Source organism: Streptomyces sp. NPDC058796, from assembly GCF_042745235.1.
In the GTDB taxonomy this organism is placed as follows: Bacteria; Actinomycetota; Actinomycetes; order Streptomycetales; family Streptomycetaceae; genus Streptomyces.
Map to the genome: position 1 here is coordinate 365001 of NZ_JBHYOP010000005.1, position 12231 is coordinate 377231.

18 protein-coding genes (1 of these 18 cut by a window edge) are annotated in these 12231 nt (G+C 72.1%); 6 read left to right on the forward strand and 12 right to left on the reverse strand.

All coding sequences use genetic code 11. The features are described 5' to 3' along the window. Positions 1-222, forward strand: partial view of a CBS domain-containing protein gene (locus ACFW47_RS15800; RefSeq protein ID WP_386278528.1) — the final stretch only. The gene continues 231 nt to the left of window position 1, outside the view; only the last 222 of its 453 coding nucleotides appear in the window; its start codon lies beyond the left edge, outside the window; the stop codon is at positions 220-222. Between the two features lie 58 nt (positions 223-280). Then, positions 281-823, forward strand: coding sequence for a type 1 glutamine amidotransferase domain-containing protein (locus tag ACFW47_RS15805; protein ID WP_386278530.1), 543 nt, complete (start codon positions 281-283; stop codon positions 821-823). A 105-nt stretch (positions 824-928) separates the two neighbouring features. On the opposite strand, the gene ACFW47_RS15810 is transcribed toward ACFW47_RS15805, so the two are convergent. Then, positions 929-1207, reverse strand: coding sequence for a DUF6158 family protein (locus ACFW47_RS15810; RefSeq protein ID WP_217253986.1), 279 nt, complete (start codon positions 1205-1207; stop codon positions 929-931). Positions 1208-1269: 62 nt separating this feature from the next. Between ACFW47_RS15810 and ACFW47_RS15815 the strand changes: the two genes are divergently transcribed. Next, the gene (locus tag ACFW47_RS15815; protein WP_386278532.1) at positions 1270-2391 is read left to right on the forward strand and encodes a Vms1/Ankzf1 family peptidyl-tRNA hydrolase; all 1122 of its coding nucleotides are present in this window, start codon (positions 1270-1272) and stop codon (positions 2389-2391) included. Between the two features lie 84 nt (positions 2392-2475). Here the strand turns inward: ACFW47_RS15815 and ACFW47_RS15820 are convergent, their stop codons facing one another. After that, complete coding sequence (locus ACFW47_RS15820) at positions 2476-4095, reverse strand: ABC-F family ATP-binding cassette domain-containing protein (protein ID WP_386278534.1); 1620 nt, start codon at positions 4093-4095, stop codon at positions 2476-2478. Positions 4096-4205: 110 nt separating this feature from the next. Here ACFW47_RS15820 and ACFW47_RS15825 point away from each other — a divergent pair, with 110 nt between their 5' ends. The 3 genes from ACFW47_RS15825 to ACFW47_RS15835 all read left to right on the forward strand — a co-directional run bounded on the left by ACFW47_RS15825 (position 4206) and on the right by ACFW47_RS15835 (position 6864). Continuing rightward, positions 4206-5711, forward strand: coding sequence for a bifunctional phosphatase PAP2/diacylglycerol kinase family protein (locus ACFW47_RS15825; RefSeq protein ID WP_386278536.1), 1506 nt, complete (start codon positions 4206-4208; stop codon positions 5709-5711). 106 nt (positions 5712-5817) lie between these two features. Further along, positions 5818-6633 carry a methyltransferase domain-containing protein gene (locus tag ACFW47_RS15830; protein WP_386278538.1) on the forward strand — a complete coding sequence of 272 codons (816 nt, stop codon included), beginning with the start codon at positions 5818-5820 and terminating at the stop codon, positions 6631-6633. Positions 6634-6693: 60 nt separating this feature from the next. Continuing rightward, the gene (locus tag ACFW47_RS15835; RefSeq protein WP_073730593.1) at positions 6694-6864 is read left to right on the forward strand and encodes a hydrophobic protein; all 171 of its coding nucleotides are present in this window, start codon (positions 6694-6696) and stop codon (positions 6862-6864) included. A 33-nt stretch (positions 6865-6897) separates the two neighbouring features. Here ACFW47_RS15835 and ACFW47_RS15840 read toward each other — a convergent pair whose 3' ends face one another. From ACFW47_RS15840 to ACFW47_RS15885, 10 genes are all read right to left on the reverse strand, one after another. Then, on the reverse strand, positions 6898-7182 hold the full coding sequence (locus tag ACFW47_RS15840) for a gas vesicle protein K (protein ID WP_241847091.1): 285 nt from the start codon (positions 7180-7182) through the stop codon (positions 6898-6900). Between the two features lie 5 nt (positions 7183-7187). Continuing rightward, a complete protein-coding gene (locus tag ACFW47_RS15845) occupies positions 7188-7370 on the reverse strand; it encodes a gas vesicle protein (RefSeq protein WP_003972471.1) in 183 nt (60 codons plus the stop codon). Next, positions 7367-8146, reverse strand: a complete 780-nt coding sequence (locus tag ACFW47_RS15850; protein WP_386278542.1) for a GvpL/GvpF family gas vesicle protein — start codon at positions 8144-8146, stop codon at positions 7367-7369. The genes ACFW47_RS15845 and ACFW47_RS15850 overlap by 4 nt, the downstream gene beginning before the upstream one ends. After that, positions 8143-8469 carry a gas vesicle protein gene (locus ACFW47_RS15855; protein ID WP_386278544.1) on the reverse strand — a complete coding sequence of 109 codons (327 nt, stop codon included), beginning with the start codon at positions 8467-8469 and terminating at the stop codon, positions 8143-8145. Before ACFW47_RS15855 ends, ACFW47_RS15850 begins: the two co-directional genes overlap by 4 nt. Next, the gene (locus ACFW47_RS15860) at positions 8466-9575 is read right to left on the reverse strand and encodes an SRPBCC family protein (protein ID WP_386278546.1); all 1110 of its coding nucleotides are present in this window, start codon (positions 9573-9575) and stop codon (positions 8466-8468) included. Before ACFW47_RS15860 ends, ACFW47_RS15855 begins: the two co-directional genes overlap by 4 nt. After that, complete coding sequence (locus ACFW47_RS15865; RefSeq protein ID WP_386278548.1) at positions 9572-10231, reverse strand: DNA primase; 660 nt, start codon at positions 10229-10231, stop codon at positions 9572-9574. The genes ACFW47_RS15860 and ACFW47_RS15865 overlap by 4 nt, the downstream gene beginning before the upstream one ends. Next, positions 10228-10491 (reverse strand): gas vesicle protein GvpG, encoded by a 264-nt coding sequence (locus tag ACFW47_RS15870; protein WP_073730587.1) that lies wholly within the window; start codon positions 10489-10491, stop codon positions 10228-10230. Before ACFW47_RS15870 ends, ACFW47_RS15865 begins: the two co-directional genes overlap by 4 nt. A 4-nt stretch (positions 10492-10495) precedes the next feature. After that, entirely contained in the window at positions 10496-11269 is a 774-nt protein-coding gene (locus tag ACFW47_RS15875) for a GvpL/GvpF family gas vesicle protein (RefSeq protein WP_386278550.1), read from the reverse strand. Continuing rightward, complete coding sequence (locus ACFW47_RS15880) at positions 11266-11703, reverse strand: gas vesicle structural protein GvpA (RefSeq protein ID WP_073730585.1); 438 nt, start codon at positions 11701-11703, stop codon at positions 11266-11268. Before ACFW47_RS15880 ends, ACFW47_RS15875 begins: the two co-directional genes overlap by 4 nt. 64 nt (positions 11704-11767) lie before the next feature. Then, positions 11768-12196, reverse strand: coding sequence for a gas vesicle protein (locus ACFW47_RS15885; protein WP_386306060.1), 429 nt, complete (start codon positions 12194-12196; stop codon positions 11768-11770). Positions 12197-12231 lie beyond the last annotated feature (35 nt).

The following is a 12231-nucleotide window of genomic DNA, read 5'->3' on the forward strand; positions in this document are numbered from 1 at the left end:
CCGTTGCTGGTCTCCCCGGACGATCCGGTGGCCGACGCGGTCGCGCTGATGCGCGAGCACACCGTGCGCCGGCTGCCGGTCGTGGAGAACGGGCTGCCGGTCGGGGTGGTGAGCCTCGGCGATCTCGCCGAGGCCCGCGACCCGGCCTCGGCGCTCGCCGACATCAGCCGCGCGGAACCGGACGCCCGCTGCGGGCCGGACCGGCCCGCGCCGACCGAATGACGCACGCGCGCCGGACGGCGACCACGGCCGGCGCGCAGGGAAAGGACTCGGAAACCACATGCGCATCGCATTTCTGACCGCGCCCGAGGGCGTGGAGCAGGTCGAACTGACCGAGCCGTGGCAGGCCGCGAAGGACGCGGGCCACGAGCCCGTGCTGGTCTCCACGCAGTCCGGGGAGATCCAGGGCTTCAACCACCTCGACAAGGCGGACACGTTCCCGGTGGACGAGGTGGTGGGCGACACGTCGGCCGACTCGTTCGGCGGACTGGTGCTGCCCGGCGGGGTGGCCAACCCGGACTTCCTGCGGATGGACGAGAAGGCGGTGGCGTTCGTCAAGGACTTCTTCGAGCAGGGGCGTCCGGTGGCCGCCATCTGCCACGCTCCGTGGACCCTCGTGGAGGCCGACGTCGTACGCGGCCGGGTCGTCACGTCGTGGCCCAGCCTGCAGACGGATCTCCGCAACGCGGGCGCCACCTGGGTCGACGAACAGGTGAAGGTCTGCGACCACGGGAACAACGTGCTGGTCACCAGCCGCAAGCCGGACGATCTCAAGGCGTTCTGCGAGACCTTCCTCGCGGAGTTCGCCAAGGCGGGCGGCTGAGCGGCCCCGCCGTCACACCGGAGCCCGGCCCCGGACGCACCCCCATCGGCGTCCACGGGCCGGGCTTCGGCGTGCGACCGGCGCCGTGCGGGCCGGTGCCCCGGCTCAGCCGCCGGGCGCCGCCGACTCCCCGCAGCCCCGTTCCCTGGCCCCCTCGCGGGTGCGGCCCGCGGCCACCGCGCGACGCGGGTTGCGGCGCAGCCACTCGCCCTCGAGCTGCGCCATGCGCTCGTTGTGGGCCCGCAGCGCGTCGTTCGACCCGTGGAGCAGGGTGTCGTGGCGCGTGCGGTGGATGGTCTCCAGCTCCTTCATGAGCTGCTGGTCGTCCAGGCGGCCCGGGTCCACTCCGGTCATGGTGTCGTCCCGTGTGTCGTGTTCGTTCATGCGGGCCGGGTACCCGCCCCGCAGCACTACCACCCCCGAGCGGCACCCGGGAGGGAGCCACCATGGATCTCGCGTTTCTACACCCCCTCTACGACCATCAGGGCCCCTGGGCCTCCGTGTACGTGGACCTGTCCCGGCACACGGAGGACACCCCCCACGAGCGTGAGCTGACGGCCGCCGCGGTGGCCCGGGAGCTGGCGGAGCAGGGCGCGGACGACGCGACCTGCCGGGCCGTGCGGGAGGCGGTGGAGGGACTGCGCCACGCCACCGACCCGCACGGGCGGGCCCTGTTCGCCTGCGCCGGACAGGTGGTCCTCGACCCGCCGCTGGCCCGGCCCCCGTACGGCGGGACCACCGCCGACTGGGCGCCGCTGCCGCACGTGACGCCGCTGCTGGACCTGGCCGGCGAGGACCCGGTGTGCGTGGTGGCGTACATCGACCGCAAGGGCGCCGACTTCGAGCTGCGCAGCGCGCTGGGCAGCTCGGACGCGGGCGGCGTGACCGGCCGGCAGTGGCCGGTGCACCGCACCAGCAGCGTCGACTGGTCGGAGCGCCACTTCCAGCTGCGGGTGGAGAACACCTGGGAGCACAACGCGGCGGAGATCGCCGACGCGCTCGCCGTGTGCCAGGAGGAGACCGGCGCGGACCTGCTGATCCTCGTGGGGGACGACCGGGAGCGGCGGTCCGTGCACGAGCGGCTTCCCAAGCGGCTGCAGGAGCGGATCGCGGAGGCCTCGCGCGGTGCCGGCAGCAGGCTGCTGGACGACGAGGTGGAGCAGCTGCGCGACGATCACGTCCGTTCGCGGGCGCGGGAGGACCTGGGCCGCTTCCTGGCCGCCCGTACACCGGACGGCGAGGGCCGGGCCGGTGCGGCGGAGGGCGTGCCCGCGCTGGTCGAGGCGGCGCGGGAGCACCGCATCGACGAGCTTCTGGTCATCCCGGACGCCCCCGACACCCACCGCGAGGTGTGGATCGGCGAGGACGCCGACCAGCTGGCGATGCGCCGCACGGAGCTGAAGACGCTCGGCGAGCAGAACTCCTGGTCGGCCCGCGCGGACGACGCGCTGCTGCGCTCGGCGGTGATGACCGGCGCCCCGGCGATCTCGGTGACGCCGGCGCTGCCGTCCAAGGCGTCCGAGGACGCGCCGGTGGGCGGACTGGGGGCGCTGTTGCGCTGGAAGTGACCTCCGGCCCCCGGTCCCCGGCCCGCGCGCCCCGGCCCCGGCCCCTGCCCCTGCCCCTGCCCCTGCCCCTGCCCCGCGTGAGCGTCAGCGAGCCCGCTCCACCCGCCGTTCGTCCCAGACCGGCTCCGGCGTCTCGCGCACGCGCCCGTCGCTGCCGAAGACGAGGTACCGGTCGAAGGAGCGGGCGAACCAGCGGTCGTGGGTGACCGCGAGGACGGTGCCCTCGAAGCCCTCCAGGCCTTCCTGGAGGGCTTCGGCCGACTCCAGGTCGAGGTTGTCGGTCGGCTCGTCGAGCAGCAGGGCGGTGACGCCCTGGAGTTCCAGCAGGAGGATCTGGAAGCGGGCCTGCTGGCCGCCGGAGAGGCGGTCGAATGTCTGCTCGGCCTGCTGGGTCAGTTCGTAGCGGCGCAGCCTGGACATGGCGGCGCCCCGGTCCTGGGCGTGTTCGGTCCACAGGATGTCCAGGAGGGTGCGGCCCAGCAGCTCGGGGTGGGCGTGGGTCTGCGCGAAGTGTCCGGGCACCACGCGCGCGCCGAGCTTCCACTGCCCGGTGTGGGCCACGTCGTCGCCGGCCAGCAGCCGCAGGAAGTGCGACTTGCCCGAGCCGTTGGAGCCGAGGACGGCGACCCGCTCCCCGTAGAAGACCTCCAGGTCGAAGGGTTTCATCAGGCCGGTCAGTTCCAGCTGCTCGCAGGTGACGGCGCGGACGCCGGTGCGGCCGCCCTTCAGGCGCATCCGGATGTCCTGCTCGCGCGGCGGCTCGGGCGGCGGGCCGGCCTCCTCGAACTTGCGCAGCCGGGTCTGGGCGGCGGCGTAGCGGGAGGCCATCTCGTGGCTCACCGCGGCCGCCTGACGCAGGGTCAGCACAAGCTTCTTCAGCTGAGCGTGCTTCTCGTCCCAGCGGCGGCGCAGCTCCTCGAAGCGGGCGAAGCGCTCGCGCCTGGCCTCGTGGAAGGTGGCGAAGCCGCCACCGTGCACCCAGGCGTCGGCGCCCGCGGGACCGGGCTCGACCGAGACGATCTTCTGGGCGGAACGGGCGAGGAGTTCCCGGTCGTGGGAGACGAAGAGCACCGTCTTGCGGGTCTCCTTCAGCCGCTCCTCGAGCCAGCGCTTGCCGGGTACGTCGAGGTAGTTGTCCGGCTCGTCGAGCAGCAGCACCTCGTCGTTGCCGCGCAGCAGCGCCTCCAGCACGAGCCGCTTCTGCTCGCCGCCGGACAGGGTGCTCACCTGCCGCCACTGGGCCTTGTCGTAGGGCACGCCCAGCGCGGCCGTGGTGCAGATGTCCCACAGCGTCTCGGCCTCGTAGCCCTGGGCTTCGGCCCAGTCCGCGAGCGCCTGGGCATAGCGCATCTGTGCGGCCTCGTCGTCGACCGTCATGATCGCGTGCTCGGCCGCGTCGACGGCGCGGGCGGCCTCGCGTATGCGGCGAGGCGCCACGGACACCAGCAGGTCGCGCACGGTCGTCTCGTCGCGGACGGAGCCGACGAACTGCCGCATCACCCCGAGGCCGCCGCCGACGGTGACGGTGCCGCCGTGCGGTTTCAGCTCCCCGGACAGCAGGCGCAGCAGGGTGGTCTTGCCCGCTCCGTTGGGACCCACGAGGGCCACGACCGCCCCCTCCCCCACCCGGAAGGAGACGTCGCCGAGCAGCGCTCTCCCGTCGGGGAGGTAGTACTCCAGGTGCGCGGCTTCAAGGTGTCCCATGCGACCGGATTCTCCAGCTCCGGCCGGGCTCGGAGCAAACGCATTTCCCGGTGCCGTGACGCGGGGCACGCCGGCCGCAGGAAACGCCGTCGGCAGGGTATGCGGTGGGCATGAGCCCCGACGTAGACCTCACCGCCCCGACGCCCGGCCCGCATCCGGTCCGCAACGGCTTCCTGCGACTGGACCAGCGGATGTTCGAGGCCGTCGCCGCCCGTGCCTGGCCCGGCGCCGACCCGCTGCTGCCCCGGCTGAGCCGCAGCGCCAACCACGGCGTGCTGTGGTTCGGGGCGGCGGCCGCGCTGGCCGCGTCCCGCACTCCGAGGGCGCGGCGCGCCGCCGCCCGTGGGCTCGCCTCGCTGGGCCTGGCCTCGCTGACGATCAACACGCTCGGCAAGCGGTCGGTGCGCCGCTCCCGGCCGGTCCTCGACCCGGTGCCGCTGGTCCGGCAGCTGAAGCGGCAGCCGATCACCACGTCCTTCCCGTCGGGGCACGCCGCTTCGGCCGCCGCGTTCGCGACCGGCGTCGCCCTGGAGTCCCCGGCGTGGGGTGCTGCGGTGGCTCCGGTGGCCGCCGCGGTCGCCCTCTCCCGCGTCTACACCGGCGTCCACTTCCCGAGTGACGTGCTGGCGGGTGCGGCGCTCGGGGCGGGGGCCGCGTTCGCCGTACGGGGCATGGTGCCGACGCGTGCCCAGCACACCCCGCCGGCCCGGCCGCGCGCCGACGTGCCGGCGCTGCCCAAGGGTGAGGGCCTGGTCATGGTGGCCAACGTCGGCTCGGGCACCTCGGACCGGGTGCGGGCGCTGTGCGACGCGCTGCCCGACGCCGAGGTCGTGGAGTGCGACCCCAAGGACGTCCGGTCGGAGCTGGAGCGGGCCGCGGGCCACGCCCGGGTGCTCGGCGTGTGCGGCGGCGACGGCACCGTGAACGCCGCCGCCGAGTCCGCCCTGCGCCACGGGCTGCCGCTGGCCGTGCTGCCGGGCGGCACGCTCAACCACTTCGCCTATGACCTCGGCGTGGAGGACGTCCGGGATCTGTGCCGGGCGCTGGAGCGCGGCGAGGGCGTGCGGGTGGACGTGGGCCGGTTCGTCTCTGGCGGGCAGCGCGGGATCTTCCTCAACACGTTCAGCCTCGGTGTCTACCCCGAGCTGGTCAACGAGCGGGAGCGCTGGTCGTCCCGGATCGGCGGCTGGCCGGCGGGGGTGCTGGCGGCGGTGCGGGTGCTGCGCGCCGACCGGCACCCGCTGGAGGCGGAGGTACGGGGGCGCCGGCGTCCGCTGTGGATGCTGTTCGCGGGCAACGGCACGTACCACCGCAGGGGCATCGCCTCCGGCCGCCGCCTCGACCTGGCGGACGGGCAGTTGGACGTGCGGGTGGTGCACGGTGGCCGCCGGCCCGCCCTGCGGCTGCTGTCCGCGGCGCTCGCGGGTCCGCTGACCCGCTCCCCCGCCCACGCGGCGGTGCAGGTGCACCGGTTGCGGCTGTCCGGTGTCGCGCCCGGCACGCTGATGGCGTACGACGGTGAACTCACCGAGACGGAGGGCGACCTGACGCTGGAGAAGCTGCCCGAGGCGCTCACGGTGTACCGCCCGCTGCCCGGTGACGGGCTGCTCCCCTGACTGCGCCTGATGCACCGTCAGCCCACATGCTGATACCCAGGTCTCATGATGTGGCCGATGGACGTACGGTGACCTCACCGTCGGGAGAGCCGGAAGAGGGGCCATCATGCCGAAGCCGCGGGAGACCGCCGTATACACGCACGGACACCACGAGTCCGTGCTCCGCTCGCACACCTGGCGCACCGCCGCCAACTCCGCCGCGTACCTGCTCGGATCCCTGAAGCCCCACATGCGCGTCCTGGACATCGGCTGCGGGCCGGGCACCATCACCGCGGACCTGGCGGAGCTGGTTCCGGACGGACACGTCACCGGCGTGGACCGGGCTCCGGAGATCGTGGACCGGGCCCGGGCCACGGCGGCCGGACGCGGCCTGGCCAACACCGACTTCGCGGTCGCGGACGTGCACGCGCTGGACTACCCGGACGACACCTTCTGCGTGGTCCACGCCCACCAGGTGCTCCAGCACGTGGGCGACCCGGTGCGGGCCCTGCGAGAGATGCGCAGGGTGGCGAAGCCGGACGGCGTCGTCGCCGTCCGCGACTCGGACTACGGCGCCATGACCTGGCACCCCGCCTCCCGGGGCATGGACGACTGGCTGGCCCTGTACGACCGGGTGGCCCGCGCCAACGGCGGCGAGCCGGACGCCGGACGGCGGCTGAAGGCCTGGGCGCTGGAGGCGGGCTTCACGGACATCACGGCGACCTCCGCCACCTGGACCTTCACCACGCCCGAGGAGCGGGAGTGGTGGAGCGGCCTGTGGGCGGACCGCACCCTCGCGTCGGCGTACGCGGAGCAGGCCACCGGGGGCGGCCACGCGACGGAGGAGGAGCTGCGCGCCGTGTCGGCGGCCTGGCGGGAATGGGGAAAGCGGCCGGACGGCTGGTTCAGCGTTCTGCACGGCGAAATTCTGTGCCGAAAATAGGCCCCGGCCACGTCTGATCGGTGAACTCCGGGAAACCAGTACGGCAGGAGGTTCAACATTATGGTTCCGCTTCTGCTCGTACTGCTTCTCGCAATCATTCTTTTCGGCGCCGGATTCGCCGTGAAGATCCTCTGGTGGATTGCCCTGGCAGTCCTGGTCCTGTGGCTGGTGGGCTTCCTGGCCCGCGGGACGACGGCCGGCGGCGGAAGGGGCCGCTGGTACAGGTGGTGAACGACGCGTGACGAGGCTGCTGCCCCGGGAGGCTCACTCCCGGGGCAGCAGCGGTCCCAGCGGCCCGAGGTCCAGGTTCAGGTCCTCGGGCCGCAGTCCGTAGCGGTCGCGCAGCTCGGTCATGCGGTCGTCGAGGAGCATCAGGGTGAGCCCGATCCGCTCCTCCTGGTCCTCGCTCAGGTCGCCCTCGTCGACGCGGCGCAGCGCCTGGCGCTCCATGAGCTGGCGCAGCAGCTCGACGACGGTCAGCACCAGCTTGATCAGGTCGCGCTCGACCGTGTCGGGCTCCAGTTCGAGGCGTTTGCGGGGTTCGGTCACGTCGATCAGTCTCCGAACGGCGACGGGACATTGCGGTTGACCGAGCTGATCAGCGCGTTGAGGTCGATGCGGACCAGGTCGACGTCCGCGATGCGCAGCGTGACGTCGCCGGTGATGACCACGCCGCCGGCCAGGAGCCGGTCGAGCAGGTCCACGAGGGCGATCTCACGGCGTTCGACGACGGTCATGACCCTCCCCCCGTTCCTTCTTCGCCGGCGAACGAATAGGCCGCCCACGGACCGGTGAGTTCCACACGAATTCCGGGGGCGTCATCCTTGGTACGGTCCACCATTTCCACGAATTCCTCGGACGTTTCGCGCCGCACCAGATAGGCGGCGTTGAGCACGTTCCGTCCGGTGGCACCGGAAAGGCTGGGATTCTGCGGCGCGTGCAGGCGTGCGTCGTCGGCCCGCGCGGACAGCGACTCGTGCAGGCGGGTCGCGAACTCCTCGGCCCTGCTCCACAGGTCCTCATTGGCCCGCGTCTGCCGCCGCCGCTGCCGCAGGTAGTCCCGGCCCGAGGTGGGCTTCGGGGCGGGTTCGGCCCGCTCGGCGGGCTGTTCGGGGCCGGCCTCGACGAAGATCTTGACGCCCCATTCCACTCGCCCCTCCAGCCGGCCGAGCGTGCGCCGGAAGGCCTCTTCCCGCTCCTCCATCATCACGCGTACGCCGCTGTCGTCCCGGAAGACGGTGGCCAGCCGGAGCGGCAGCGGGGTGGTGACGACAGTGAGCGCGTCGATGACCTGCTGGTGGGCGCGGGCGGTCGCGGCGAGCCAGTCCAGGTCCTCAAGGTGGGCCCGCAGCGGCTCCTCGCTGAAGTCGGCCTCCGGCACATGGCTGACGACGGCGACCAGCCCGCCGTGGGCCAGCAGCCGGGGCGGGTCGCCCGCCACCCCGGTCAGCTGGGACTGGAGGGCCGCGTCGAAGGGGCGGCAGACCGCATAGACGTACCGCAGTCCGGTCACTGCGCCTCCCTCGGTACCCGGCCCGGGTCCAGCTCGCGCAGGCGTTCGCGCAGCGCGGCGTTCTCCCGGGTCAGCTCGTCGTGCCGGGCGCGCGAGGAGAGCGCGGGGTCGCTCTCCCACCAGTCGATGCCCATCTCCTTGGCCTTGTCCACGGAGGCGACGACGAGCCGCAGCTTGATGGTGAGCAGCTCTATGTCGAGCAGGTTGATCTTGATGTCGCCCGCGATCACGACTCCCTTGTCGAGCACCCGCTCCAGGATGTCGGCGAGGTTGGCGCTCTGTCCCTGGCCGTAGGGATCGGGCAGTCGGCTGGGGGTGGTCATCGACGGCTCCCGCGGTCGGCGTCCTCGGGCTCGTCGTACTCGTCGTACTCGTCGTCACCGGACGCGTATTCGTCCTCCCCGGCTTCCTTGTTGTCCTCCTCCTCGTACTCGCCCTCGGGCTCTTCCCCGCCCTCGGGCTCCTCCTCGTACTCGTCTTCGTACTCGCCCTCGGGCTCCTCCTCCGCCTCGGGGGCCTCCTGTTCCTCCTGCCCCTCCTGCTCTTCCTGTTCCTCCGCGAGGACGTCCTCGTGGCTGCGGACGACCTCGCCGTCACGGATCTCGCCGCGCCAGCCGTCGTCGGCCTCGCCCTTGAAGGTGATGTGCCGGACGTAGTTCTTGAGGTCGAGACGGGCCCGGCGTCCCTGGGCGCGCCAGATGTTGCCGGTCTTCTCGAACAGGCCCTTGGGGTAGTACTCGACGACCAGGACGACCCGGGTGAGGTTCTCCGCGAGCCGGTGGAAGCTGACGACGCCCTTGGTGGTGCCCTTGGCGCCCTCCGACGTCCAGGAGATCCGGTCGTCGGGGACCTGCTCGGTCGTCTTCGCCTTCCAGCTGCGGTTGGACCAGAAGACCTTCAGCTGCCAGTCGGACGACGTGTCGTCGGCGCGGTTCGCGCTCTTGACGCCCTTGGCGAAGGTGCTGAACTCCTGGTACTGGGTCCACTGGTCGTAGGCCGTGCGCAGCGGCACGCCGACGTCGACGTACTCGATGATGACCGTCGGCTTCTGACCGCCGCCGCCCTTCTTCCGGCCCTTGCCGCCGCCGAGGTTCTTGAACGCGCCGACCACGTTGTCCTTCACCTTGCCGGCGCCTGCCTCGAACGCGGCCCGCACGGGGCTCTTGCCCTCGGCGAGCTTGCGTCCGCCGTCGAGGGCTAGCTTGGCGAAACCGGGGCTGTTTCCCTCGGCGATGTCGTTCAGCTTGCCGGTGGTCTCGCCGAGCTTGGTGCCGACACCGGTCAGCAGCCGTGTGACCTGGGCGGCCAGGTAGTCCTGCACCTCCGCCTTGAGACGGTCGGCCGCCTCGCTCTGCGCCACGTCGGCGAGCGGGTTCTTCTTCGCGGCCTTGCCCGCCGTGGAGGCCGCGGAACCGAGGGTGTCGGTCATCGCTCATCACCGCCCTTCGACTGCCGGTCGCCGGTGGCGCCGCGCGCGGCACTCCTGGCTCCGGCGGTCTTCCTGCCGGCCGCCTTCCTGGCGGGCTGGGCCCGCTTCGCCGCCGCCTTCTTGGCGGGGGCCTTGGCCGCCGCCTTCTTCGCGGGCGTCTTCTTGGCGGCCTTGCGCTCCGGAGGCGGGGCCTTCTTCGGGGCTCGCTCGCTCCGCTCCTCGGGCTCCCCCGGCTCCTCGTCCTCGTGGTCCTCGCGCTCCTCGTACGGCTCCGAGTCCTCCGAGGCCTCGGAGTCGCGGGAGAAGTCGTCGGAGCCGACACCCGGTGCCTTCGACGCCACGCCCGAGAGCTGGTCGCGGACCTGTGCCGTGCGCCCGTGCAGGCGATCGGCCAGCGCGTCTATCTGCCGCTCGACCAGCGCCCCGGAGGCCGCCTTGCCGACGCCCTGCAGATCGGTGCGCAGCTGGTCCCCGATCTCCTTGAACTGGGGGTTGCTCTGCAGCTGCGAGTTGACCAGCTCCGCGATGCCCTTCGGCGTCAGGTTCAGCTTCTTGCCGGCCACCATGGTGCCCACGGCGACCGCGAGTTTCAGTTTCTTCGTGCGTCCCAGCAGATATCCGGCCCCTACTGCGAGGCCCAGTCCGACTCGGTTCATGGTGCCGTCCCGTTGCCCAATCCCGCGCTCGTGCGCGAAGCGATCTCCAGCCGGTCCAGAAGCCCGTCCTCCTGTCGGTCGAACTCCTCCTCGGTGATCTCACCGGCCTCCAGCTGCTCCTCCAGGCGGGCCAGTTCGGCTCGGACCGTGGCGGGGTCGTAGTAGATCCGCTCGGCCTCGTTCAACACCTGTCTGATGGCCCAGGCGCTGCCGCGCACCGGGGCGAACGGCAGCAGCAGGACCTCCGAGATCAGTCCCACGTCCTCACTCCGTTCCGGCGTCCATTCCGCCGGCCGCGGTGCCCGCGGGCTCGGCGGGGCCGGGCTCGACGAAGCTGTACGGCGGCAGCGGGCCGTTCACCCGCACCTCCAGGTGCGGCATGTCCGCGCGGGCCCGCTCCACGGCGGCCAGGAACTCCTCGGCCGACTCCCGGTTCACCAGGAACGACACGTTGGCCAGCCAGCCGGTGGACTCGGGGCCCGTGCTCACGGCGTCGGCGGCGGGCTCCAGGGCGCGCTCCAGCGCCGCGGCGTCCTGCGCCTCCTTGCCCTTCACCGCGGCCGCGACCATCTCACCGAGCTGGATCTTGTCCTCGTAACTTCCGCCGCCCTGCTGCCGGTTGGACTCGGCGAGGGCGCGGATCTCCGGGTTCTCGGCCATCACGTGGTGCAGGACGGCCTCCTCCACGTGGTTGGCCTTGATGTTGTACTCGACCCGGCCGTCCAGCGCCCCGAGGCGTTCCCGGTAGTGCTCCGCGCGCTCGGCGAGCACGGCGGTGACCGCGTCGTCGTCCGGGGCGACGCTGCCGAAGCGCATGGGCAGCACGCAGCCGGCCGCACCCACCTCGCTGAGCACGTTCTGGTGGGCGAGCAGTTCCCGGCGCTTGGGACGCAGCCCCTCGGGCGCGTCGCTGACCACGGCCGTCAGCTCGCCCGCCTTCAGGACGCGCACCTTGCACGGCGGGTCGCCGACCCCGGTCAGCTCCGCGGGCGGCGAGGGGTGCGAGCCGGCGGTGATGCCGTAGACGTACGTACTCACTCCTGCTCCTCCTTCCGGCGCGAGGGCGCGGCCTTGCGGGCGCGCGGACGGGAAGCGGTCTCGCGCTCGGAGCCGCCCTCGTCACGGGCCTGCTTGAACGCGTCGGAGATGGTCTCGGCGGCGCCGGACAGCGCCCCCTTGGACTTGCCGCGGGCGCCGGACTCGGTCATCTCCCCGACCAGGTCGGGCAGCCCCGGGTCCTTGCGGGGCCCGGCCTCCAGGTCGAGCCGGTTGCACGCCTCGGCGAAGCGCAGATAGGTGTCGACGCTGGCGACGACGACGCGGACGTCGATCTTCAGAATCTCGATGCCGACCAGGGAGACGCGCACGAATGCGTCGATGACGAGCCCCCTGTCCAGAACAAGCTCGAGCACGTCGTAAAGGCCGCTGCTGCCGCCTCCGCCGCCGGTCTGTTGTGCCGGTACGACAGTCATGCCAGCTGTTCCTCCGTCTTGTCTGTGGGTGTGGGTTCGGGTGCGGTCCGACCGGCCCGACGGCCTAGCGGCCGCCGCGCGAGTCGGCCCGTCCGCGTTCGTAACGCCGGACGCGTCGGTAGCCCGTGAGCTGCCCCTCGGAGTCGAGTTCCACCTGATAGCTCCCCATCAGGCTCATCGTGTCGGGCACGCGCTCGAGTTCGAGCACCTCGACCTCCAGCGACCAGCCCTCCGCCGTCTTCTCGAAGGACGACACGGTCTCCGCGGTCATGCCGGTGAGTTCCGCGAGCTGGGCGCGGGCCTCACGCAGCACCTCCATCGGCCGGGGCCTACGCGGCTCCTGTGCTTCTTGTGACTGCTGTGACTGCTGCGAGTTGTGTGAGTCACGTGAGTTGTGTGACTTCTGCGGCTTTTCTGATTTGCGTGAGTTCTGTGGGCTCTGTGAACTCTGTTGTGAGCCTTGCGATTCGGACGTGTTGTTCGTGTTCGACATGGCCACCTCCCCCTCCGTGTGGCCGCAAGAGTGTT